General features: G+C 62.1%; 21 protein-coding genes. 9 read left to right on the top strand and 12 right to left on the bottom strand.

Annotated features, from left to right (window positions below; all coding sequences use genetic code 11):
* Nucleotides 1-34 precede the first annotated feature (34 nt).
* Nucleotides 35-970 carry a LysR family transcriptional regulator gene (locus tag ASC92_RS10000; RefSeq protein ID WP_056514107.1) on the top strand — a complete coding sequence of 312 codons (936 nt, stop codon included), beginning with the start codon at nucleotides 35-37 and terminating at the stop codon, nucleotides 968-970.
* A gap of 96 nt (nucleotides 971-1,066) precedes the next feature.
* Here ASC92_RS10000 and ASC92_RS09995 read toward each other — a convergent pair whose 3' ends face one another.
* Both ASC92_RS09995 and ASC92_RS09990 read right to left on the bottom strand, forming a co-directional pair.
* Nucleotides 1,067-2,041 (bottom strand): Bug family tripartite tricarboxylate transporter substrate binding protein, encoded by a 975-nt coding sequence (locus ASC92_RS09995; protein ID WP_056514104.1) that lies wholly within the window; start codon nucleotides 2,039-2,041, stop codon nucleotides 1,067-1,069.
* A gap of 43 nt (nucleotides 2,042-2,084) precedes the next feature.
* A complete protein-coding gene (locus ASC92_RS09990; RefSeq protein ID WP_056514099.1) occupies nucleotides 2,085-3,038 on the bottom strand; it encodes a 2-hydroxyacid dehydrogenase in 954 nt (317 codons plus the stop codon).
* A gap of 116 nt (nucleotides 3,039-3,154) precedes the next feature.
* Here ASC92_RS09990 and ASC92_RS09985 point away from each other — a divergent pair, with 116 nt between their 5' ends.
* Entirely contained in the window at nucleotides 3,155-4,336 is a 1,182-nt protein-coding gene (locus ASC92_RS09985; protein WP_056514096.1) for a citrate synthase family protein, read from the top strand.
* Between the two features lie 101 nt (nucleotides 4,337-4,437).
* Here the strand turns inward: ASC92_RS09985 and ASC92_RS09980 are convergent, their stop codons facing one another.
* Nucleotides 4,438-5,112, bottom strand: a complete 675-nt coding sequence (locus ASC92_RS09980) for a hypothetical protein (protein ID WP_056514093.1) — start codon at nucleotides 5,110-5,112, stop codon at nucleotides 4,438-4,440.
* A 253-nt stretch (nucleotides 5,113-5,365) separates the two neighbouring features.
* Between ASC92_RS09980 and ASC92_RS27990 the strand changes: the two genes are divergently transcribed.
* Both ASC92_RS27990 and ASC92_RS09975 read left to right on the top strand, forming a co-directional pair.
* The gene (locus ASC92_RS27990) at nucleotides 5,366-5,740 is read left to right on the top strand and encodes a helix-turn-helix domain-containing protein (RefSeq protein WP_082519558.1); all 375 of its coding nucleotides are present in this window, start codon (nucleotides 5,366-5,368) and stop codon (nucleotides 5,738-5,740) included.
* Nucleotides 5,741-5,980: 240 nt separating this feature from the next.
* Entirely contained in the window at nucleotides 5,981-6,223 is a 243-nt protein-coding gene (locus ASC92_RS09975) for a helix-turn-helix domain-containing protein (RefSeq protein ID WP_056514090.1), read from the top strand.
* Between the two features lie 151 nt (nucleotides 6,224-6,374).
* On the opposite strand, the gene ASC92_RS28560 is transcribed toward ASC92_RS09975, so the two are convergent.
* Complete coding sequence (locus tag ASC92_RS28560) at nucleotides 6,375-7,118, bottom strand: HNH endonuclease (protein WP_157609028.1); 744 nt, start codon at nucleotides 7,116-7,118, stop codon at nucleotides 6,375-6,377.
* A 350-nt stretch (nucleotides 7,119-7,468) separates the two neighbouring features.
* Between ASC92_RS28560 and ASC92_RS09970 the strand changes: the two genes are divergently transcribed.
* From ASC92_RS09970 to ASC92_RS09950, 5 genes are all read left to right on the top strand, one after another.
* Nucleotides 7,469-8,674 (top strand): tyrosine-type recombinase/integrase, encoded by a 1,206-nt coding sequence (locus ASC92_RS09970; protein WP_056514089.1) that lies wholly within the window; start codon nucleotides 7,469-7,471, stop codon nucleotides 8,672-8,674.
* A 123-nt stretch (nucleotides 8,675-8,797) separates the two neighbouring features.
* Complete coding sequence (locus tag ASC92_RS09965; protein ID WP_157609027.1) at nucleotides 8,798-9,526, top strand: hypothetical protein; 729 nt, start codon at nucleotides 8,798-8,800, stop codon at nucleotides 9,524-9,526.
* 212 nt (nucleotides 9,527-9,738) lie between these two features.
* A complete protein-coding gene (locus ASC92_RS09960; protein WP_157609026.1) occupies nucleotides 9,739-10,098 on the top strand; it encodes a helix-turn-helix transcriptional regulator in 360 nt (119 codons plus the stop codon).
* A gap of 369 nt (nucleotides 10,099-10,467) precedes the next feature.
* Nucleotides 10,468-11,658 carry an inovirus-type Gp2 protein gene (locus ASC92_RS09955; protein ID WP_162245717.1) on the top strand — a complete coding sequence of 397 codons (1,191 nt, stop codon included), beginning with the start codon at nucleotides 10,468-10,470 and terminating at the stop codon, nucleotides 11,656-11,658.
* Between the two features lie 12 nt (nucleotides 11,659-11,670).
* The gene (locus ASC92_RS09950) at nucleotides 11,671-12,924 is read left to right on the top strand and encodes a hypothetical protein (protein ID WP_157609025.1); all 1,254 of its coding nucleotides are present in this window, start codon (nucleotides 11,671-11,673) and stop codon (nucleotides 12,922-12,924) included.
* A 156-nt stretch (nucleotides 12,925-13,080) separates the two neighbouring features.
* Here the strand turns inward: ASC92_RS09950 and ASC92_RS09945 are convergent, their stop codons facing one another.
* From ASC92_RS09945 to ASC92_RS09915, 8 genes are all read right to left on the bottom strand, one after another.
* A complete protein-coding gene (locus tag ASC92_RS09945; protein WP_056514066.1) occupies nucleotides 13,081-14,955 on the bottom strand; it encodes a hypothetical protein in 1,875 nt (624 codons plus the stop codon).
* Nucleotides 14,946-15,440, bottom strand: a complete 495-nt coding sequence (locus ASC92_RS09940) for an ABC-three component system middle component 2 (RefSeq protein WP_056514063.1) — start codon at nucleotides 15,438-15,440, stop codon at nucleotides 14,946-14,948. Before ASC92_RS09940 ends, ASC92_RS09945 begins: the two co-directional genes overlap by 10 nt.
* Nucleotides 15,437-16,513 carry an ABC-three component system protein gene (locus tag ASC92_RS09935; RefSeq protein ID WP_056514059.1) on the bottom strand — a complete coding sequence of 359 codons (1,077 nt, stop codon included), beginning with the start codon at nucleotides 16,511-16,513 and terminating at the stop codon, nucleotides 15,437-15,439. The genes ASC92_RS09940 and ASC92_RS09935 overlap by 4 nt, the downstream gene beginning before the upstream one ends.
* A gap of 591 nt (nucleotides 16,514-17,104) precedes the next feature.
* A complete protein-coding gene (locus tag ASC92_RS28555) occupies nucleotides 17,105-17,323 on the bottom strand; it encodes a hypothetical protein (RefSeq protein ID WP_157609024.1) in 219 nt (72 codons plus the stop codon).
* 103 nt (nucleotides 17,324-17,426) lie between these two features.
* Complete coding sequence (locus ASC92_RS09930) at nucleotides 17,427-18,347, bottom strand: hypothetical protein (RefSeq protein WP_056514056.1); 921 nt, start codon at nucleotides 18,345-18,347, stop codon at nucleotides 17,427-17,429.
* 98 nt (nucleotides 18,348-18,445) lie between these two features.
* Entirely contained in the window at nucleotides 18,446-19,447 is a 1,002-nt protein-coding gene (locus ASC92_RS09925; protein WP_056514053.1) for a YqaJ viral recombinase family protein, read from the bottom strand.
* Between the two features lie 116 nt (nucleotides 19,448-19,563).
* Entirely contained in the window at nucleotides 19,564-20,532 is a 969-nt protein-coding gene (locus ASC92_RS09920; protein ID WP_056514049.1) for a DUF932 domain-containing protein, read from the bottom strand.
* 184 nt (nucleotides 20,533-20,716) lie between these two features.
* Entirely contained in the window at nucleotides 20,717-21,034 is a 318-nt protein-coding gene (locus tag ASC92_RS09915) for a hypothetical protein (RefSeq protein ID WP_056514046.1), read from the bottom strand.
* Between the last annotated feature and the right edge of the window lie 390 nt (nucleotides 21,035-21,424).

The raw sequence follows: 21,424 nt of genomic DNA, 5'->3' as shown, positions 1-21,424 counted from the left end.
CTCTTGATCGATCAATATCCTGAGGTAATCAATCGTGGGCTCCATCGACAGGCAGGATTCGACCCCCCGGCTGCTCAACCGCATTCGCATGCGGCAGGTCGCGCTGATGCTGGCGGTCGAAGAACGGCGCACCCTGCGCGCCGCTGCCGATCAGCTCGGCCTGACGCAGCCGGCCGCCACCAAGATGCTCCACGAGCTCGAGAGCGCACTGGGCCAGCAGGTGTTCGACCGGGTCGGGCGCGGGCTGCGGCTCAATGCGGCAGGCGAGCGCGTGATGGGGTACTTCAGGGGCATCCGCGGCAGCATGGAGGCGCTCAATCGCGAACTGCACGAACTCCAGCTCGGCAGCGTCGGCAAGTTCTCGCTCGGCAGCATCATGGCGGCCTCGCCCGGCCGGCTGACCGATGCGCTCACCGAGCTCAAGGCAGCCCATCCCTTGCTGGCCGTCGAGATTGCGGTGGACACCAGCGACAGACTGCTCGCCCAGTTGCACGAGGGCGTGCTCGAGGTGGTGGTGGGGCGCCCCACGGGCCCCGAAGCCCAGGCCTGCACCTTCACTGCCATCGAGGACGAGTCTTTGGCGGTGGTCGTCGGCAACAAGCATCCACTGGCCGGGCGGCCACGCGTGGCCTTCGCCGATCTGCTGGACTACACGTGGATCCTGCAGCCGGCGCACAGCCCCATGCGCGACGTGATCGAGCGCGAGTTCCAGGTGCACCACGCCGTGATGCCGCCCGGCCTGATCGAGACCGGCTCGATACTCACGACCATCAACCTGATCCGCAAGTCGCCCATGGTCGGCGTGATTCCGGCAACGGTCGCCCGGCGCGACGCCGAACACGGCGTGCTAAGCATCGTGCAGTACGCGATCCGCCACAAGCTTTCAACCTACGGCAGCATCGTGCGCAGCGACCGGCCGCTCAGCATTCCGGCACAGCAGTTTCTGGAACTGCTGCACAGGAAGGGGTAAGCGGGCCGGGGCCCGAGGTAGAGCAAGATCGCGGCCGTCTGCCCGACCACGGTGTCGCCGCCGTGGTCGCCCGGGTGTCGGGCTATCGCGGCGGCTTCACTCCGGCTGGATACCCGCCTCCTTGACGACCTTGCCCCACTTGGCGAGATCGGACTTGATCAAGGCGGCGTAGGCCTGTGGCGTTCCGCCCTGGATTTCGACGCCGGCAGCCTCCAGCTTGGCACGCACATCGGGCAGCTTCAGCGCCGCGTTGATTTCAGCATTGAGCCTGGTGACGATCGCCTGGGGCGTGCCGGCAGGCGCCAGGAACCCGCCGTTCGTGTTGGCGTCGTAGCCCTTGAGCCCCTGTTCGTCCGCGGTCGGTACGTCCGGCAGGGACATTGTTCGCTTGCGGGTCGACACCGCGATCGCCAGCGCGTTGCCGGCCTTCACCTGCGACTGGATGGCGCTGATCGTGTCGATGAACAGCGCGGTGCGTCCGGCCAGCAGATCGGGGTGGGCGGCGGAAGAGCCCTTGTACGGGATCAGCAGCATCTGCACGCCGCTGGCCATGCGGAACATCTCGGCGGCCATTTCCTGTGCGCTGCCGCGGCCGGAGGTGGCAACCTTGGCCTGGTCGGGGTTGGCCTTCATCCAGGCCACGAACTCGGGCAGTGTCTTGGCCGGGATCCGCGGGTAGATGGCGAACACCAGCGGAACCTCGTGGGTGTAGATGATCGGCTCGAAGCTCTTCTCCGGGTCCCAGCTCAGGTTCTTGAACAGGTACTTGTTGATGTTGTGGCTGCCGCCCACGATGCCGATCGTGTAGCCGTCGGGCGCCGATTTGGCGAGGACGTCGGTGCCGAGGTTGTTGGATGCGCCGGGCCGGTTGTCGACGACCACCGGCTGCCCCAGCGACCTCGCCAGCTTGTCCCCGACGACACGGGCGATCGTGTCGATCGCGCCGCCCGGCGGGGCGGGCACGATGATCTTGATGGCGTGGCTCGGGTAGGCCTGGGCCGATGACAAGGCCGGTACCACGGCCAGGGACGCCGAGACGGCGAGGATCTTGAACAGGGCTGTGAGTTGCATTTGTGTGTCTCTCTTTCTCTCTTTTGTTGATGGGTAGATCGGCTCAGGTGGTCAGGCTCATTGCCGGGCGTTCTCCTGCCAGGGCCTGGGCGATGCTTTCGAGCACCATGTCGGCCATCGCGGTCCGGGTCTCCCAGGTGGCGCTGGCGCGGTGGGCCTGCAGGGTCACGTTCTCGGACTGGCGAAGCGCAAGGGGAACGCGGGGTTCGTCGACGAACACGTCCAGGCCCGCGCCGGCAATCCGCCCTGCGGCCAGCGCTTTTGTCAGGTCGTCCTCGTTGACCAGGCGGCCGCGCGCGACGTTGACCAGGAAGCCGCGTGGCCCCAGGGCGTCCAGCACGGCCGCATTGACGATGCCTTCGGCCGTGTCCGCCGCCGCGCAGAGCACCAGCGCGTCGGAGTTCCGCGCGAGTTCCACCAGGTCCGGGACAAAGCCGTGGGCAACGTCGTGCATGGGACGCAGGTCGGTGTAGCCGATCGGGCAGCCGAAGGCCGCAGCCCGAGCCGCGACGGCGCGGCCCACGCGCCCCATGCCGACGATGCCCACGCGCATGCCGCTGAACCGCCGGGCGAGCGGGATGGCGCTCGGCTGGGGGAAGCGCTCCCACTGGCCCTCGCGCACGAAGCGATCCCCGGCACACAGCCCACGGCAGGCAGCGATCAGCAATCCGATGGCGAGATCGGCCACGTCCTCGGTCAGCGCGCCCAGCGTTGCCGTAACGGGCAGACCGCGGCCGCGGCAGTACGCCAGATCCACGGCATCGGTGCCGACGCCGTTGATGGCCACGACCTTGAGGCCGGGCAACTGTTCCAGCATGCCGCGCGAAATGCCGGTGTGCCCTCCGGTGATCACTGCATCGATGGATGCCCCATGTTCGCGCAGCCAGGCTTCCTGGTCTGTGGTCTCGAAGTATTTGTGAACGGTGTAGCGCGCCGCGAGCTTGTCGTTGACCGAGGGGATCAGGATCGGATTGAGTTGCAGGACCTGGGGGTTCATATCGAATTCATTCAAGGGGCATGTGTTTTCAAGGCTGGAGGCATGCTAGTTATTGCTTGATGAAGTCGTCAATATTGATATATAAAATCAATATATTTAATTTCATACGCCCGACCATGGCTTCCTGGATTTCGATGGACGAGGCCTGCCGCCTCCTCGGGGTGCAGCCCCAGACGATTTACGCCTACGTCAGCCGCGGCAAGCTGGAAGTCGCGCCCGACCCGGCCGATGCGCGCCGCAGCCTGTATCGCGCCGAGGACGTTGCCGGCCTGGCCAGGCGCAAGCAGGCCGGCCGCAAGCACGAGACGCTGGCAGCCAACACGCTCTTCGGCTCGGAGCCCAGCATCCCCACGGCCCTTTGCGCCTTCTTTCGCGGGCACCCGTACTACCGGGGCGAGGACGCCGTCGGCCTGTCCCGGACGGCCAACCTCGAACATGTCGCGCAGCTGCTGTGGGAGGCCGAGCAACCCGTCGACTTTTCGTGCGCCAGCGCAATGCGCTCGGGCGCGCCTGGGCGAGTGGCCGCCTTCACTGCGTTGGCGGGCTTGGCGGCCACCGGGCATTCCACGCGTGGGCGCCTGACCCGGGTGCTGCACGCCGAGGGCCAGGCGCTGGTGGGTCAAGTGGCCAATGCGTTCGGCGCCCAGCCAGGACATGGGCCGCTGCACCTGCGCTTTGCGCAGGGGTGGAAGCAATCGCCCGAGGTCGCCGAGTTGCTGCGAACCGCCATGGTGTTGCTGGTCGACCACGAGTTGACCAGCTCGGCATTCGTGGCGCGCATTGCGGCATCGACGGGCGCCTCCCTGCCGGCATGCCTGCTGGCCGGACTCACCACCCTCTCCGGTCCCTTGCATGGCGATGCCTCGGGCCGCGTCCAGGCGCTGTTCGGCGAAGTGGAACGGCTGGGCGACGACCAGGTGGTGGCGCACTACCTGTCGACCGGCTTGCCATTGGCCGGCTTTGGCCACCACCTCTATCCCGAAGGCGATCCTCGCGCAGCCGCCTTGCTGGCGTTGTTCGAGCCCCCGGAGGTGATCGCGCGCTTCATCCAGAAAGTGACGCGCCTGACCGGGCTGCAACCCAACATCGACGTGGCCCTGGCCGCGCTGGTCGCAAACCATCGACTGCCCGCCGATGCGGCCTTTGGCCTGTTCGCGACCGCGCGCAGCGTCGGGCTGTTGGCGCACAGCCTGGAACAACTGGGCGTGGCGCAAGTGATCCGCCCGCGCGGGCGCTACGTGGGGCCGATGCCCGACGTGGCGCAGCACGCACGGGCCCAGGCGTCGTCAGCGGTGTGAGCTTGCGATGGTGCTCGCTACCGCGGCATCGTGCGCAGCGACCGGCCGCTCGGCGGAAGTACCCGATTGAAGGCGAGTCGCTGGCCTGCGCCGCGAACAAGCTACCGGCTTTGACTTCGCTCACCCTGCGCACGAATCCGCTGGCTACGGTCCACGCCCACCTGGTGGATGCTGGCCAGCTCGCAGCGTCGCCAGAAGCCCACGCCTTCCAGCGCTGTGGAGATGTCGATCTTCGCCAGCCGGAAGAACCCCAGGACCACCCCTTGCGCGAACGCGCTGATCAGCGGCTCCGCGTGCCCGGCAACCCGGGAGTTGCCGCGGATCAGCTTGCCTCCGAGTTCCATGAGCTTCAGCGCGTGGCTCGACGCGGTCGCGGTGCTTTCCTTGGGCACCCGCAGGCACCAAAGCCTGGAGCCGAGCGTCCACACCGTGTGGCGCGGCACCTCGTCGAAGCAAGCCCCTTCGATCACGATCTGCCTGGCGCGGATTTCACCGAAGTCGCGATGGTCCTGGCCATAGAAGAACTCGGCGAACTCGTCGGCCTTCCTCACCACAGCGCGTTCGCTTCGCGCCATCGTCTCTGCGGCCCTGAGGCGCGAGACATGCGCGACGAGAAAACCCAGCTCGTCGGATGACATCCGGCGGCCGGACGCCATGCGGCGGTCATACCAGTCCGCCAGTTGGGCCAAGGTCTTGCATTCCATGAAAGCCCTGTCGAAGGGCGTGTGTCGAGAGCAGCGGGAGTTCTGCTCCAGCTTGCCTTCTGGCCGTTTCATGGCAACGGTCCTCGATCCCCTCCCCTATCCCATTCGCCGCTGCCATCGCGAGCTGACAGCACGAAGGCTGCGCCCACGAGAAACATCCCGTTTTTCATTTCGATCCGATCCCTGATTGATTTTTTTGACATCGCGCCGGTCTTCGCCGTTGCGTGATGCATCGTATCAAAAGTACGTCTTATAGAACACATCGTCTCATATGTGTCCTTTAAGACGTTTCCCTGAGATGCACACTTCTTGACCCTCGACGGCAATGAAAAATGCCAGTCGAAAAGCGCCACCTCCCCCAGAACCAGCGATCGGAACACTGCCTAATGCGGTAACCCAGGCGCTAGGGAAAAATCTGAAGAAGCTCCGACTTGCCGCAGGCAAGACTCAGGTCGCCTTGGCCTACGACGCAGAAATCGAACGGTCGCGGATATCCAAGCTCGAAGGGGGCTACATCAACCCCTCTTTGATGACCCTGGCGACGCTGTGCTACAGCTTGGGCACGACATTGCCTGTGCTTTTCGAGGGGATCGTTGCTACAAACGCCCCTACATCGGAGGGTGGTTTGCTGCGAAGAAAGAATCAGGCCGTTCTAAACAAGCCGATGAAGCCTATACGCAAACCATCACGCAGAAGCTGACCTCCTGTATGCGTCCGGCCAACCCATCTTGAATCTGCCGACTGGCTCGGCCTATCGACTCCGCTGCATCCATCGCGAGCTGACGGCACAAAGGCTGCGCCCGCAGAAACATCCCATTTTTCATTTCGATCCGATCCCTGACTGATTTTTTGACACGCTCCGGTCTTCGCCGTTGCATGCTGGATTGTATGTTTAAAAGTCGTGTTACGACTATTCCGTATTGGACTAGACCATGGACGCATGTCCGTTTCCCTCTATCACGCCGAATACGAGGCGCTGCGCAACCTGATGCGCAGCGTTCGGGTGAAGGCTGGACTGACGCAAGTGCAGATGGCCGAAGCCCTGGGGGTGGGCCAGTCCTACATCTCCAAGCTTGAACGTGGCGAGAACTTCGTCGACGTGCTGCTGTTTGCTCGGTGGTGTTCGGCCTGCGGGGTCAAGCCGGGCAGAACCTTGGACAAATTGATAGGGGCGCAGATCTAGCAGTCCACGATCCGGTTCCGAGAGCAGTCCGGCGGTTGTCTGAAAGAAATTCCGGTACCTCGTTTCTGCTGAGGCCACGGTGTCGGAGTCCGAACTCGACGCATGTGCATGCCCCCCCGTGCGCCCGCTGTCCAGTGCTCATGCACCGGAGTTACTCAAGAGCAAGCCCCACACGACAGTGCGACACCATGCACCCTGTCATGGTCATGGTGCCGCCGCCCGGACTGACGACGAAGAGGCTTGAAGGATCACCCACGATGCGATAGCCCCCGGAGAACATGTCTAGGCGCTCCACCACCAAGCGATCAGGTAGTTCTACACGTAATCGCAATGAAACGTCCCCGGGTCCTTGGCGAACTGTAATGACACCCCCCACGGCCTCCATGTCCCAATTGCGAACAAATGGTCGCCACTCGTTCTCAACGATTTCTAAGCTAGGCAGACCAGTGCCGTCACAGAATGTGCCCGTCAGCCGGAAGGGCGCCCCAGGCTCTTCGCCGGGTTGCACCAGGATCAGTGGCAGGCCTTTTACCTGCACCGGGACTGGGCACTCATGCAATGTCACCCCTCCAAATACCAAGATCGGAGAGACCTGCCCCAACTCGAAAACTTCACTCGCATAGCCCTGTCGCTTACAGATCGGGGCTTTCATTGCCGCGCTCACAATCGCTTTCGGCATGAACTTGCGAGTGACCTTGGCATGGCACTGAGGACAAAGCAATGCAATCGCTGCAGGGTCATGGCTTGTGGCCCAAGCAAACGGTGGGTCGACATGCTCGTACTCAACGATCACAGCGCCGCAGATCACGCAACCAAAACCGCAGGCCTGCCGAACCTGTCGTTTGACGGCGGCGGGAATATTGCGATTCAGCCCGTGCCCATTGACTTCACTCATTCGCAACTTTCACCGTTAAGGCGAAGGTATTCTGCACGAGCTTGAAGGTAGGAACTCATGCTGGGGAAGCATCCGAAATCGACCGGTTGTGAATAGGCCCAGTGCAACGAAGAAGGCATCGGCGGCGCGAACTGCTCAGCGGCCGAGGAGATGCGCGTAGACAAAGAAAAACCCGCTACGCTGGGGAAACGTGCGGGTATTGAGGCTTGGTGAGACGTCGTGATCTCGGTGTCTGGTCCCGCCGCCAGGAACCAAAGTGTCGGCTCCAAGGCGCATAGATGCTTGCTATCCTAGAGTTCGATTTTGGGACATACCCCCAAAAGTACCCCGACCCCTAAAAGCTCAGCATCATGCCTTTATCCGACCTCAAAGTCCGCAATCTCACCACCCCCGGGCGCTATACCGACGGCGAGGGTTTGTACCTTCAGGTCACGGCCAACGGTGGCCGGTACTGGCGGATGAAGTATCGCTTCGACGGGAAGGAGAAACTCCTTGCCTTCGGCGTGTATCCCGTCGTCGGAATCAAAGAGGCGCGCGAGAAGCGCTTTCAGGCCAAGCAGGCGCTGAGCAGAGGCGAAGATCCCGGGACGCTCAAAAAAGCCGCCAAGAATAAGGCTCTTCAGGAGGTAACCAACACGCTGAAGGCAGTCGCCGAAGAATGGCTCTCGCATCAAGCGGGGCGATGGGAGGCCATCACCCTGGCACGCACACGCGCTTCACTAGAAGCGGATGTCTTCCCTAGGCTTGGCAGCTTGCCTATGTCAGCCATTACCCCCCGCCAAGTCATGGACGTCGTCAAAGAGATCGAGAAGCGCGGCGCAGGGGAAATCGCTATGCGCGTGCTGCAACGCATTAAGGCCATCTATCGATACGGCACCACACACCAACATATCGATCGCAATCTCATGCTGGACCTTGTTCCTTCGGAGATTCTGAAGCCACGACGCGTGCAGCACCGCGCGGCGCTGGGGCCTGCCGACCTGCCGGAGTTTCTGGGCAAGCTGGTCGTCTATGAAGGCGAGCCGCACACGATCAACGCCCTGCGTCTGCTGATGCTGACGGCCACGCGACCGGGAGAAGTGCGTGGCGCGCGCTGGAGTGAGTTCGACCTGGAGGCGAAGCTTTGGCGCATTCCTGCCGAGCGCATGAAGATGCGATCTGAACACATCGTGCCTCTGTCGCTTCTGGCCGTTGCGGCAGTGGAAGCCATGAAGCCCCTGAGCGGCAACCGGGAGTTGGTGTTTCCGAGCCCCTTCTATCCCTCCAAGCCCCTGAGCGAAAACACGTTCAACAGTGCGATGGCGCGTATGGGCTACAAGTACCTGGCGACAGCCCATGGGTTTCGCGCTCTGTTCTCGACTGTCGCCAACGAGGCGGGCTGGAATGCTGACGCCATCGAGCGCCAGTTAGCTCATGCCGAGCGCAACCAGGTGCGCGCGGCCTATGACCGAGGGGCGCGTGTTCAGGAGCGCATTAAGTTGATGGACTGGTGGGCTCAATACTTGGAAAGCCGGCGAACCGGCAAGGTTCTTCCGTTCTCAGCCAAGGCCGCGTAGCAATCATTGATCAGAGAGACTGTGCAGTTCTTTATGATCGATCGATCGCGCGTCACGCGTCACATGCGTGCGTAGCTGACAATGCTCTGCCAGACGGCGATTTGAAGACTCCAACACCCCCGCATGCACACCGATATTAACGACTTTCCCGAACACCAGCACCGAATCTTGAAGCGATATTCCCGGATCATGGGGACCTTGGAGAACGAATACCAAAAGAGCAAGCCGCAATACGGTGAACAGGGCTTCAAAGAACGCGTCCATGGCCGAATCAAGACGCTGTTCGTCGAGGACGCAGCATCGGCGCTTCTGCCGACCGGCGAAGTCAACGCAGAAAGATTCTTTGAACTGATCACCGGCGAGGGCCCGGCCATCGAATCCGATGTGGCGTGGATCTATGTCTCCTGTGCAAACGCATTGGCAGCCATGTGGGTCATGGAGAAGCAGGAGCAGCAGCAGGAGCAGGAGCAGGAGCAGGAGCTCCAGCAGGACTGTGCCTGGGACCTGCTGTGCGAAGCGAGTTTCTATCTGGGCACTGTCGTGGTCACCAATCGCGGTGAAGAACTCTTCACCGAGACCGTGGTGGGCACGTATAAGTCTGCTATTGCGGCAGAAGGCGGCTCCTCGCGTCACAAGCAGACCAACGCCATGAAAACCCGAGCCTACGAGATCATGCGTTCCCAGGCCCCTTGGCCCAGTCAGGCGAGAGCCGTGAGCATCTTGGAAAACACGCTCACCGAGGAATTTGGTCCGGACAGCCTCAAAAACTTCGAGGCCACGATCACCGGCTGGATCAAGGCGATGCCCGATCGCTTGGAACTCATCCCCTCGCTGCGGGATCGACTCAAGTAGTCCGGGAGCAATTCAATTGTCAGGCCAACCCGTCGGGTTGGCCTTTTTGCTTCTGGGTCAGCCAGCTGCCAGGGGGTAGGTCTGCCGGCTCGCCCCTTAAGGAAACTGGCCGATTCCGAGACAGTGCGTTCGTGTTCAACCACTTCCAACGACGCACATTTATGTCCGACTCCCTCCATCCTTCGCACCCACGCCCTCCGAGCTTCCAGCTCATGCGCAAACAGCGCCTGCTCAAGAAGATCCCCTTCTCCAAGAGCACCCTGCACGCCAAGCTGGATCCCAAGAGCCCTTACTTCGACAGCTCGTTCCCACGTCCGATCTACTTCCCGGGTAGTCGCATCCCCTACTGGGACGAGGCCACGGTGGATGCCTGGATCGCCGCATCTGCAGGTCAGCACATCGTGCTCCCCCAAGCTGGGGAAGTTCCCGCAGCACAAGAAGAGGAGGCGGGGCCTCGCAACCGAACCATGCGCATGCCGATGCGAATGGCCGACGGTAGCGATCGCTCTATCGCTATCGAGATGCGTAGGCCGAGTCGCCGCGGCGGCGTTCTTCACTCGGCAGCGAACTAAAACGCCAGACCGTCCGACGCTGCGCCCCGTCCCGATGTCCGCCTTCGGACAGGGGCATGGGCCATGCGTGCCGCGGTCATAACGGGGAACCAAAACACCTGCGCCAGGAGATGCCGGATCTCCGGGACATTCTCTGCCCAAAATGCCCATTGATGCCAGGTCGATTCAGCATTGATTCGGCCTCGAAGATCAACCCTTCTATAACTATTGCAAAACCCAGTCTCTCAAGAGCGTAGGTGATATCTCACCGCTGATCGAAGTTCACTAAAACTTCTTCAATCCCTAGCTCAACACAAGAGACAGGTTTCACGCAACAGCAATTCAACTGCCAATCAATCGACACCCCAACGTGGGTGTCAGGACCTTCTTGTGTCAAAAATGAACAAAAACCCTCATCGAGTGTCGTCTCCCAATCTCAGCCAGAGCGACCACGCATATCATCAACTTGCAGCGCAAGCAATGCGCCAGCGGTGCCTGCTTTGGCAAGGCACTGTCCTGCATCGCGCCCGTAGCCATGATCGGCCCATTTCCCTGATCCATGAGGTCGCAGATGAACTGCTTGTGAATTCGGCCCCACTGTTCGAGGTGAAAGAAGCGAGGAGAGGTCTATTCAAGTTGGGGTTCTCTGAATCGGGAAAGCGCCTTGTCGAAGCAGCCTCAGCCGACTTCGTTCTGATCGAACAGGACATGGTGCTGCACGAGAAATCGCCGGTGCTCATGCTCTTTTTCAGGATGCGTAGCTTCCTGCCGATGAATCTGCGCATGTATCTGGATGACCTGTACGCCCGCAGTCAGGTCGAGGCTATGGTGGAGTTCCTGAACCGGATGGTCGGCGTCCTGCGTCGTCGGTTGGCACGTAAGGTTTTCAAGGAGCGCCAGAAGAACTTCGAACGCAACGCCATCGAGAACTTTATCGGCCTGAGCGAATGCATCGACCGGTTGGCCCGGCGTCATACGGAGGTGATCGCACTGCGCTTTGATCTGTTCTACCGGCGACCTGGTTCGGAGCCGGCCCAATTCGACGATGTGCCCGATGTCAGCGTCCTGGAAGAGTTCGTCGATCAGGATGCACGATTTCACCGCTCCATGATTCACCGTTTCGGCAAGGACTTGCTGGGGTACGCTTGGGCGCTTGAATTCGGCCGTGAAGCAGGCTTTCATAAGCACTACCTCGTGTTCCTGCGTCCGCAGGGCAATGAGGACCACGCTGGCTTGGTCGACTTGCTGGAGGTCAAGTGGCTGGCGTTGACCGAAGGTCGCGGCTTTCTGCACAACTGCAACCGCAACGCCCATTCGTACAAGCCCTGCGCCATCGGGTTGGTGAGGCTGGATGACCCGCAGGTCCTCGAGGGGCTGCGCTTTATCGTCGTGTACTTCACGCTCGCGGGCCTGTATATGAGGTTGGCGGTGCCGCAGTCGGTGGTCAAGTTCGGCAAGGGCGGTGACTTTACGAAGGAGCGTGGCCCCAAGAAGGCAGGTCGGAAGCCGCACATCAAGCGCGGAAAGTGGGCAAGGCACGCAGTCGCACTGGCTCAGGCGCACTACCTGAACTTCATGTGAGGAGAGACTTCCATGTTCACCTATCCTCAGAGCACGAATTGGAATTCGCACCCAGGCGCACCGACGGGCGGCTTGTTCGGCCCGACCGTCACCTTGCAGGGGGGCGAGGCAATTCGGCCCCTGCCAAGGGTATCGAAGCACCAGGCGCTGCGCTTGGCTCTGGGGGAGCGAATGTGCGACATCGAAACACACGCACCGGTCCAGGCTTTCGCCCCGTCGCGAGAATGGGCGCCGGTCTATCCTCCTCAAGGGAGCACGGCACCGATTTTCGTGCCCCCACCGTCCCCACGAAGGGAAACGATGGGCGATGGGGACAAGCTGTTAGGAATTCAGGCATTTTCGAAGGCCTGCATGTCCGCGAGCGCCGCAGGAACGGCGGCCTTCACGAACACCACCTTTGGCGGGAAGCCGACCCGACTGGGTCACCGCCTCCTCGCAGTGATGCCCCTGATCGAACACTTTGCGCGAAGTCCGTGTGCCGACATCCGGTTTGATCCATACGTGCGCCTTGCCATCGATGCATTTCAAGAGGCAGGGCTGTTGGAAGGGACGGCAATGGGACCGATGGGACAGCCTGCGTGCTGGTTCGGACGAGGCTACGCGGTCCTGTCGGCAGCTACCCTGTGCAATGCGTTTGTCGATGAGATCCGACGATGCGGCCGGCAAGTCAGCACTGGCCGAGACATGCAACGGCATGAAGACACGCATGCGGCCCGCGCGAGCGGGCTGCGCTCATACCTTGCCGATGTGGGCAAGCGTCATGCCGACTGTGACGTCAAGCGGTTCGAATTGTGCATGCGCCGTACTTTCACGATCAATGACCGCGAGGAGTACAACTTCATGCTGGAGGCCGGCACCCGCTTCCTGTGCAGCGTGAAGGAGCAGTTTGGTGAAGCCATCGTCGCCGACATCCACAAGATCGATCGAGGCGCCACGAGCCCCTACCTGGTCCATATACTTCTTGCGCTGGATGGCCCCAGCAAGCAGGAGTTGGCTGCAATGGACCAGATCCTCGAGGAACGGTGGCTTGCCCAGACGCACGGGCTGGGCTACCTGATCGACTGCAATGCGGTGGGTGAGTTCATGTACCGCGGCTCTGACACGCTGGCTCGGCAGAACGAATCGATCGCGAGCCAGCTCGATAAGGCCGCGACTTTCTTGGCCGATACCGACCGCGTGATTCGTGTTGGCCACGAAGGCACGCGCGATGGCTTGGTGCTCGGCGCGGTGTCCGGCCGTCATCCGCTGCAGCCGATCAGGCGATAGTGAGTTGTCGGCAACCGGCGAGCACCAGATGCCCCTCTGACTGCTCACGAGTGTTGCGGGCATTCGATGTATGTCTGCTGGCAGGCAGCTTGGGGCCAAAGCGGAAGTTCGAGACGGGGTAAAACTGGCCGCTTTGCAGTGTCGCCTATGGGCGCACTACGCGAAATCGTCGAACTCGGTGCCGTCGCTCGCCGGCGCTGGCGGCGGGGCGATCACCGTTCTGGGCGGATAGAACCCTTGCCGTCCGTGTCTGGTGTCGTCGGTGAACTCGATGGCGTTTAAAGCGCGGGCTGTAGCCGGATCCACCGCTTCGTTTTCAAGAACGATGATCTGGCCAGGGCCTTTGAAGCGCGACAGCCAGCCGTAGAAGCTTGCGTTCACTGTGGCCGTTGGGATGTCTCGATCCGTGTTGTCTGCCGACTCTTTTTGGGCGTAGGCCTTCAGCGGCGAATCCAGCACGACCACGCCTAGGTGGGGGTGGCCTTCCTTCAGTGCGTGCTGCATCAACGCGATGGTCATGGCGGAGAGGAACAGGCCGCGCTTGCCCGCGCCATAACTGAGACGCCGACGGCCGTCGATGACCAGGTCGCAGGCAGCCGGGTCGACGTACACCGATTTAATGGACGTAAACCCCCAGTCGTTGAGCATCTGGCGCGCGATCGCCCCGACCTCATCGCCGTGCGACCCCACGTTGCGGACGAGGGCTGTCCTTTTCTGCTTCGTTTCCTGCTCGAGACGGGCGATCTCACCCTTCAGCCGATCGACTTCGTCGAAGGCGTCTATCAATGACGAGAACCGCGTGTGGGACTCGGCAAGCTCGCGCGGGTCCCCATCGAATTCCTGCCCCGCGGCCCGCAGGACCAACGTCTCCTGCTCTTCCAGGACCTCGAGCGACGCGGTCAGACGTTGCACATCGGCGGTGGCAGTGACGATGCGCGCCTTCTCATGGGCCAGGGATGGCTGCAGGCCGCGCCGAAGTTCGCGAATCTTCTCGGCCTCGGCGGCAATGGCATCTCGGTACTTTGTTGGCGCCCTGGGTTTCAGATTGCCGGGATCCACGTGCTGCTCGACCGGCGTGCCGCAGAGCGGGCAGGGCGTCTCTGCCAAGGCCTGGAAGAAGGCGATGCCCTCGTCCGTAGCTCCGAGCCGGGCAAGGTCACTTGAATACTTCAGGTCCAGCAGCGCGAAACGCTCGCGCATCGATGTGGCGCTGGCGAGCTGCGCCGATGCAGTAGTGAGAGCGTCTCCTTCTGCGGCGATCTTCTGTCGCAGTTCCTTCAGAACCGACGAGCGCGCCTGGAGCTGCGTGGCGAACATGTCAAGACGCTCGTCGACCCATGCCAGGGCAGCGACGGTTGATGCGCGATTTGTGTCAACAGGAATCACGCCCTCCAGGCGCGCCATTTCCGACTCGGCGGCCGCTAACTTGCCCTTGGCTTGGTCTTTGATGGAACTGCTCTTGTAGAGCTCCACCGCGGAGTCGTCGAGCCCGCTGAGGAAGAGCGAGTAGGAAGAGACGCGCTTGTCCGAGCCATGACCTTTGCCCTTGGTCGCGTCTCTGGAAATCATCCCGGGCTGGGAGAGCAGCGCCCAATGCCTGATGTCGTCACCGGTAATGGCGCCCTTCTCACTTCGTGTGCGAAGCACCTTCTTGCCTTCTGCGCCAATCAGCTCGACGAGCAACTCACCGAGATCCTGCGCGACGTCTTCGAGCGAGTTCGGCGCACCGTCAGCGACCCAAATCTCGTCCAGCCGCACCAGCACGCGCGCGGCGCCGCCGGCCATTGCCTTGCGCACAAGGTACTCATGCCTATCATGCAGGAAGGCGAGCTCCAGCGAATCGTAGCCTTCTGACTCTGGAAACTGCTCTAGTGCCCCTGTACCGCCCAGCAGAAACCAAATGCAGTCCCAGATGTGCGACTTGCCTGTGTCGCTGGGGCCGCGAATGAGGGTGCGATGTCCGTCAAACGACACCACGGCTGGCGACAGGCCCGGACCGTACACCGCCAAGTGCTTCAGCGTTATTGCCATTGGTGCCCTCGTGCTCTGGCACCTTCAAATTCGGCACCCCACAAGTGCCCTTGCTGGGCGAATCGTTCGGTCATGTCTCGCGAGCTGAGCGTGGTGAAGGTCGTGGCCGCCCACCGACACCGGCCTTCCAGCTCACGCAAGTAGGGTGATGTCAGCGCGCCGACCAAGGTCCTGGCGCTATCACCGGCGAAGTAGGTAATGCCGGTCTCGTCCATGGCAACGGCGACGAGGCCGCGGGTGCTCATCAGGTAGAGGCCTTGGGCGATGAGGTCGCGGCGGCTCAGGTACTCGCTGCCGCGGTAGGGCACCGGTGTGTGAAGGCTGGGGGGCCCGCCGAGATCGTCGGAATACACGATGGCGTAGTCGAGCAGGACGAGCTTCTGGAGGTCGGCGCCGGCCGGCTGCAAGGAGTTGAGTAGGTAGACCATCCGAACGCCCAGTTCGAAAGGCGAGTTAAAGGCGGCGATGGGCTTGGACTTCTTCATTTGACCCACTTGAGCCTACCCCCGTTGACGAGGTGATGGCAGGTGCCAGGTAGGTCACCCCCACGAAGCTGGGGCGACAGGCGGCTCTCCTGGACTTGCAACGTCGAAGCCTTGTCGACGGTCGCGTCGACACGGTCCATCCCCGTCTTGAGACGAAGTTGGACTACCGTGGGGCGGATGCCTGCGTAGACCATATCCAGCAGCCGTTCAAACTCCTGCTCTTGTGGGTAGATGTCACGGCTGAAGCGCTGCAGGCCCTCAGCGCAGTAGAAGGTCTGCCGCTGGGCAGTGAGGTGTCCCTCGTAATCGCTGCCGGGCACATCGACCCATGTCACGGGCGAAGCCTTGTGCTCGGTGTAGACGCGAAGGAGCTCGTCGAGATACACGTCTTCGTGTCCGGCGGGCTGAACAGGCATCGGATCATCGTCGCCGCGTTCGGGCACGATGCCGAAAAGGTCATGGTGGGCAGCCCTGTCGAGCGCGTGCCAGGCCAGCAGGTTGTGCACAGGGCACTCAATGAAGCGGGCGAAATCGAAATCGTCGATGGCAGCCTGAACGCCTTGCGTCAGCTCGGCCGCCCTGCCCTTCATGCCGGTGTGCTCGTTCTTCCAGGCATCGAGGAACTTTGCCTTGTAGGCTGCAGCACCCGACGCCATCGTGTTGTGGAGCTCGTTGCCGACCGCCCTCGGGCAGCAGAAATAGTAGTAAGTTGGGCGGGGGTAGGTCTTCAAGGCCAACTGCTTGAAGAACTTCGCCATCTCCGGGAAGGCGTCGCTGTGCGTCAGCCCCTGAGCATAGTGCTTGGCCTGGTACAGGTCCCAGCCGTCACGCACCAACGCCTGGCCATACCGCGCCTCAATGTCGCGGCCACCGTCGCCGGCCCCGCCTAGGCGCTTGACGACCGCATAGTGGCTGCCGCCGGGAAGATCGCGCTGGCGCGCGGCGGCCAGGATGAACTCTTCCCATTGGTCGGGATTCAGCAGAAGGATTTGCGACGACGGCTGGATGACGCCGCCCTTGGCGACGTGCTGGGTCTTCCGCTGTTTGCGGGTTGTGCCTAGTTTTGGTGGCATGGATTTGGACTTGTCCCTCGCACGGGATCGGTTGCTGAGAAATTAGCTAGCCAGGCGATTCTGCGGCAGGCGCGAGCGTCTGCTTCTGGCGACTCGCGCCGGCCGGGAACTGAAAGACCAAGGCTGCTCCCGCCCACATTGCTGACATACCGGGGCGAAGGCTCGGTGGTCAACTTGGTGTGCAGCGCTCGGGCGAATTCTATGGACCGTTGCTATAAAAAAATATCGCATAGCCCCATGAGATGTCAGGCGCCGGAGGGTAGCCGGCACTCGGCAACAACAAATGCAGAGCCAATGCTGGGGGTTATTTTGTATATAAGGGGGCCCTCCTGGCCCCCTCTGATTAGACGAGAGAGGTGTCCACACCTCTCTCTGTCGATGCCAGCGAGGCCTCAAGCCTCGCTCTGATCAAGCTCTCAGAGAGGTTTCCTCTCTGCCGATCAAAAAGAAAGAAGGAAGAAGCGCCAGAGACCCGCAGGTCTCTGGCTACAAGCTTCAATCATATTCACCCCAGCAAGGCACATCAGCAGACCCGGGCCCCCATGGGCCCTGACCCTGCTCACGGTGCCATCCACTGCCGAGGAATTTCGTTCACCAGAACCGCCACCAAGGCTGAGCCGACCGAGCCGCAAGTGGGCGGGTATCGAGTGCAGAGAAAGCGGTCTTCGGGTTACGTACCCGACGGCGAATCTCGGCTTCCAAGGCATGCGCCATGCCGCGCGCGTCCTTGTCGCCGTACAGCGCCCGTCTGCGCCACTCGTGCGCGCGTGAAAACAACTCGTCATCGGTGAACTCGCCAAGATCGGGCATCGGTTGATTTTGCCCAATCGACTGCTGCCAACCAGCGCGGCCATCCCACAGACCCGAGGCAAGTCGGCAGCAAAGGCGCCGGATGCATCTGATGCTGAGCATGTCACTCGCCACCGGAGACCACGCCCGCGCGTTGAACTGATGCAGCTTTGCGATTCAGCTTGGCCGCCAAACCGGGCTTCGTTACGGAGCAATCCGATCCGGCGGCCTGCCCATGGTCGAAATCGTCGGGAAAGAACTCCTCGACCACGGGCCCACCTTCTTCTTCCGATTCCTCGAAGGCGCCCGCAGCAAAGCCATGCCTGGCGGCCTCGTCCAACGCACCCTGATCGAAGCCGCAAGCTTGGCGGCTTTGGCTTTCGGTCCTCGCGTTGGCGATCGCCTCTTTCAATGACATCCCGGCTCGCACGGTGAGGTCCACGTAGTAGATCGGCGCCCGATGCGATTGCGTCGTCGACTTCCCGCGAAGACGAAGCTCCAGCGGCAAGGTCGACAGCAAGCCGCCGGAAACCGCGTTGAAGTACCTCAATCGCGCCGACAAAGTACGGATACTGTTGTACCCGGTCGTGCGAAACACGAAGGTGCCCAGTTCATCGTCGTCGCCGATACGCAAGTTGAGCCGCCCATATGGCCTGCAATGGCCACCCTTAGCGATTTCGCAGCCCTCGGGTGAAGGGCACGGTAGCGTCTGGACGCCGGAAGGCGTGGAGCGCTTGCAGGTTTCCCCGTTTCCGACGCACATCGGCCGCCCAGTCCCCCTATCGAATAGGGTGTAGTTGGCGCGCAGGCTCAGGTCGGCATCGTCGAACAGAAGTCGCACTGGGATGCTGCGCAGCTTGGCGCCTACCGATGGGCGAAGGGTTTCATCGATGGGATGGGTGATCCAGCCTTCCCTGTTTTGCACCTGGCTGGTGACGGTGAACTCGTCGTCCTTCTCGGGCAGTCGCCTGCCATCCTTCTCCACGACCTTGCCGATCGAAATCCGGCCGATGACGGGGGGCGTCAGTGCCAATCCTTTGAGCATGTTGATCTCCTTGCAGTTGAATAGACAAAAGAAAAGCCGGCTCCCTCGAACTCGAAGGGCCGGCTGGTGGGCATCCGGTGGGATGCCGGTGAGACGCGTCAGGTGTTCACAAGGAACCGCCGAGAGCCAGGCTTCGCCACAGCGAAGGTCTCCAGCAACTCGGGCTGCGCTTTCAGAAGTCGCGCCGTGTCCAGCGCGACCCCGTCCTTGCTGCGTTTCCAGCTCACCTCGCCCCCCTCGAAGATCGCCTTGGAGGACTCGCCCATGCGCTGCTGAATGCGCTGCTTGAGCTGGGCTTCCAGGTCGACGTTCGTTGCCAGGACCTGTCGGATCGCCAGCAGGTCCGAGAACACAGCCGCCATCTCCAAATCGCCCGACAGGTCGACGGTCTGGCCCGTGTCCCGCGGATACAGGCATCGCAGTGCCACATCCGCCGAGTCCGAGCCATCGGCCGGCGGTGCCTCGTCGCGCTCCACGTAGCCCCAGAACCGGCGCTCGAGGTTCATGAGCTGGGCGATCAGGGCTTCGTCGCGTTCGATTCGGTGCACCTGCAGTTCCTGCCCGCAGATCAGCACGGCGACATCCGCGGCCTGCTTGCCCGTGACGCAGAGCTGGTGATGAACTTGGAGTTGAACGTACTCGGGAACGCCGTCCTTCCAGAGTCGCGCACCATTCATGCCGGCCGTCTTGCATTCGAGGATCTGCACATCGGGCACGCCGATCACTTCGCGGTCGACGTTGGCCAGCATCCAGGCCTCCCGGGGATGCTGCAGCACCGCGTTGATGCGTCGCACCTTGTGACCGGTACGCTTCGTGTAGTGCGCTGCAACGATGGGCTCCAGCAGACTGCCCCAGTACATCGGGCTGGTCTCGTCGCCGGGATCCGCTTTCGGCAAGGGAGCATCCCGGCCGGTCTTTTCCATCCACAACTCGAGCGGGGACTTGTAGGGGCTCAAGCCGACAGCCGCGGCCGCGTCGGAGCTCCCGATACCGCCCTTGCGGACAGCCAGCCACTCATCGCGGCTCAACGCCTGCGTCTTGACCAGCTTGAGTGCAGGGCGAGCCCTGGCAGGTCGCTCATAGGGCAATGCATTCGTCATGATGTTTCCTTTGAAGATGTGGGTTGCGCCGCGACAAACAAAAACGCCCCGGTCCATCGAAATGGTCAGGGGCGTATGACGCGGTGGTGAGGTGGGAGATCGATCGCTGCGTTCTTTCAGGCGGCCAACTGCAATGCATGGTCGAGGGCGCGTTGCTTGAGCGCCGCGCCTTGGCCGAACCATGCGCTGTCGAGGCGGTACTCCTGGTTGCGCGCACGCCGCTCGTGGTCCACGAATTCGGTGACGGCGTTGAGCAGGCCCCACGCCGTTCCCTTGGCCGCGGCCAGCTCGGCGCCTCGACCTTGGCCGTCATAGAGCGCCTGGACCTTCTTCAGGGCGCGCTCGTTGGTCAGGCCCAAGGCCGCGTCGGCATGGCTGTCGGTCTGACAGAGGACTTTCAAGAAGAAGTTCATCGATTCGTGCGTCTTCACCTTTCGCTCGGACAAAGTCTTCATCTTGTAAATGAAGCTGTCCCAGCCCGACACGGCGATGCCGAGTTGCCGCTTGACGGCGTCGGCATCGAAGCTGGTGCTGTGCGGCACCTTGACGGCGCTGGTGGCGCCGTTCAGCGCGATCGACAAGGTGTTGTTGCACACGACGCGGATCGTGGTCGGCGTGGCCGTGGTGGCCAGCGTTCCATCGCAGGAAGTCGCGAGCAGTATGTAGCCCTTGACCACATCGGTGCCCTTGAGCGCCGATTCCTTGCCAGTGCGCGCCAGCGCCCAGAACTTTCTGCCGGATTTCAGTACACCGGCTGTTTCCAGCTCGTAGCCCGAAATTTCGACTAGGTCTTTATAAAATTCGAGGACCTCCTTCGGTTGGACCACTTGGTAGCGATTGCTCACCACCGACAGCGGCGCCTTGGTGTCGCTGCGGTACAAAACTTTCTGATCCTCGAACGTCTTGATCGAGCCCAGCGCGCCGGCCTGGTCGGCCATGAAGCGCACCGGGGTTTCACGGATTGTCCAATCCATCCCGGCTGCCTTTGCCCAGACTTCGAGGGGTTGCTTGGCGGGAAGCTGGTTGCCCAGTTTGTGCCACGGGGTTTGGCCTACATAGGCCATTTTTTCAAGAAGGTGTGCCATGTGAGATTTACTTTCTGGTTGATAGACAAGGCGGCACAAGCCCGCGCCGTCGCGTCCATGCGGCGGCGCAGGCCTATGCCTGATAGGTCAGGATGAAAAGAGGGAGGGAGAGAAGACGCTGCGATCGGGCGATCGCAGTTGACGCTGGGCGAAAGGTCGCCGCGTCAGGAACGATGCTTGGGCATCATTCGGCGCGTTTCAGGCGGAATCGGTGGCCGCAGTTCAGGCAGTGGTGGTTGGCAAGAATGTTCTCGTCTACCACTTCACCGAGCGCCGCGCCGACTGCGCAGCCCGTGGCGCCGCCGACCAGCGCGCGCATGAGCGTGCCAGCGAGGTGGCCGAGGACAGCGCCAGCGGGACCGCCGGCAATCGCACCCAAGGCCGCACCGCCGGTGGCAGCGCCGGCCGCACCGGCAATGACGCCCAGAGCGCTGCCAGTCTTCTTGCCGACATCCCTGGCTTCGACGCGTCCGGAGCGGCACTTCGGACAAATGAGGGGCATTCGATGGACTCCTTGGAGGTTGTTGGAGGAAGTGAAGCTGGCGCTCACGGGGGCATTTCGCCGCTCGGTTGGCTTGAGGGGATGTCACGGCCCCAGGCAAAGCCGAAGCCGAGCAAAACCCCGCCTGCCAGGGCGATGGCAAATGCGGCGAGGTATTCGAGGGGAGAGTTCGTCGAGATCAAAGTCTTCCTTTCAAGGGACGCAGGCGCACGCGGCGCCTGGAGATGAGGACCGAGCCCAGAGAGCCCTGGGGCGGAGCGCAGATGGCAAAAAGCCCAGCACGGCCGCCACTGGCAGCGCTGGGCTATTGCGGTGGCAGCCTTAGATGGCTAACCCGTGTGTGTCATATAGGGCTGAAAATTTGTGGGATCGAGGGCAATGCGCGGTCAC

The organism is Variovorax sp. Root411, from assembly GCF_001425205.1.
Lineage (GTDB): Bacteria > Pseudomonadota > Gammaproteobacteria > Burkholderiales > Burkholderiaceae_C > Variovorax.
The sequence above is the reverse complement of the archived record's forward strand: the minus strand, read 5'-3'. Positions and strand labels throughout refer to the sequence as shown.

Coding starts and splice junctions, on each gene's coding strand:
- ASC92_RS09995 (WP_056514104.1), bottom strand. CDS start 2,041: ATGCAACTCACAGCCCTGTTCAAGATCCTCGCCGTCTCGGCGTCCCTG.
- ASC92_RS09990 (WP_056514099.1), bottom strand. CDS start 3,038: ATGAACCCCCAGGTCCTGCAACTCAATCCGATCCTGATCCCCTCGGTC.
- ASC92_RS09985 (WP_056514096.1), top strand. CDS start 3,155: ATGGCTTCCTGGATTTCGATGGACGAGGCCTGCCGCCTCCTCGGGGTG.
- ASC92_RS09980 (WP_056514093.1), bottom strand. CDS start 5,112: ATGAAACGGCCAGAAGGCAAGCTGGAGCAGAACTCCCGCTGCTCTCGA.
- ASC92_RS27990 (WP_082519558.1), top strand. CDS start 5,366: ATGAAAAATGCCAGTCGAAAAGCGCCACCTCCCCCAGAACCAGCGATC.
- ASC92_RS09975 (WP_056514090.1), top strand. CDS start 5,981: ATGTCCGTTTCCCTCTATCACGCCGAATACGAGGCGCTGCGCAACCTG.
- ASC92_RS28560 (WP_157609028.1), bottom strand. CDS start 7,118: ATGAGTGAAGTCAATGGGCACGGGCTGAATCGCAATATTCCCGCCGCC.
- ASC92_RS09970 (WP_056514089.1), top strand. CDS start 7,469: ATGCCTTTATCCGACCTCAAAGTCCGCAATCTCACCACCCCCGGGCGC.
- ASC92_RS09965 (WP_157609027.1), top strand. CDS start 8,798: ATGCACACCGATATTAACGACTTTCCCGAACACCAGCACCGAATCTTG.
- ASC92_RS09960 (WP_157609026.1), top strand. CDS start 9,739: ATGCGCAAACAGCGCCTGCTCAAGAAGATCCCCTTCTCCAAGAGCACC.
- ASC92_RS09950 (WP_157609025.1), top strand. CDS start 11,671: ATGTTCACCTATCCTCAGAGCACGAATTGGAATTCGCACCCAGGCGCA.
- ASC92_RS09945 (WP_056514066.1), bottom strand. CDS start 14,955: ATGGCAATAACGCTGAAGCACTTGGCGGTGTACGGTCCGGGCCTGTCG.
- ASC92_RS09940 (WP_056514063.1), bottom strand. CDS start 15,440: ATGAAGAAGTCCAAGCCCATCGCCGCCTTTAACTCGCCTTTCGAACTG.
- ASC92_RS09935 (WP_056514059.1), bottom strand. CDS start 16,513: ATGCCACCAAAACTAGGCACAACCCGCAAACAGCGGAAGACCCAGCAC.
- ASC92_RS28555 (WP_157609024.1), bottom strand. CDS start 17,323: ATGCCCGATCTTGGCGAGTTCACCGATGACGAGTTGTTTTCACGCGCG.
- ASC92_RS09930 (WP_056514056.1), bottom strand. CDS start 18,347: ATGCTCAAAGGATTGGCACTGACGCCCCCCGTCATCGGCCGGATTTCG.
- ASC92_RS09925 (WP_056514053.1), bottom strand. CDS start 19,447: ATGACGAATGCATTGCCCTATGAGCGACCTGCCAGGGCTCGCCCTGCA.
- ASC92_RS09920 (WP_056514049.1), bottom strand. CDS start 20,532: ATGGCACACCTTCTTGAAAAAATGGCCTATGTAGGCCAAACCCCGTGG.
- ASC92_RS09915 (WP_056514046.1), bottom strand. CDS start 21,034: ATGCCCCTCATTTGTCCGAAGTGCCGCTCCGGACGCGTCGAAGCCAGG.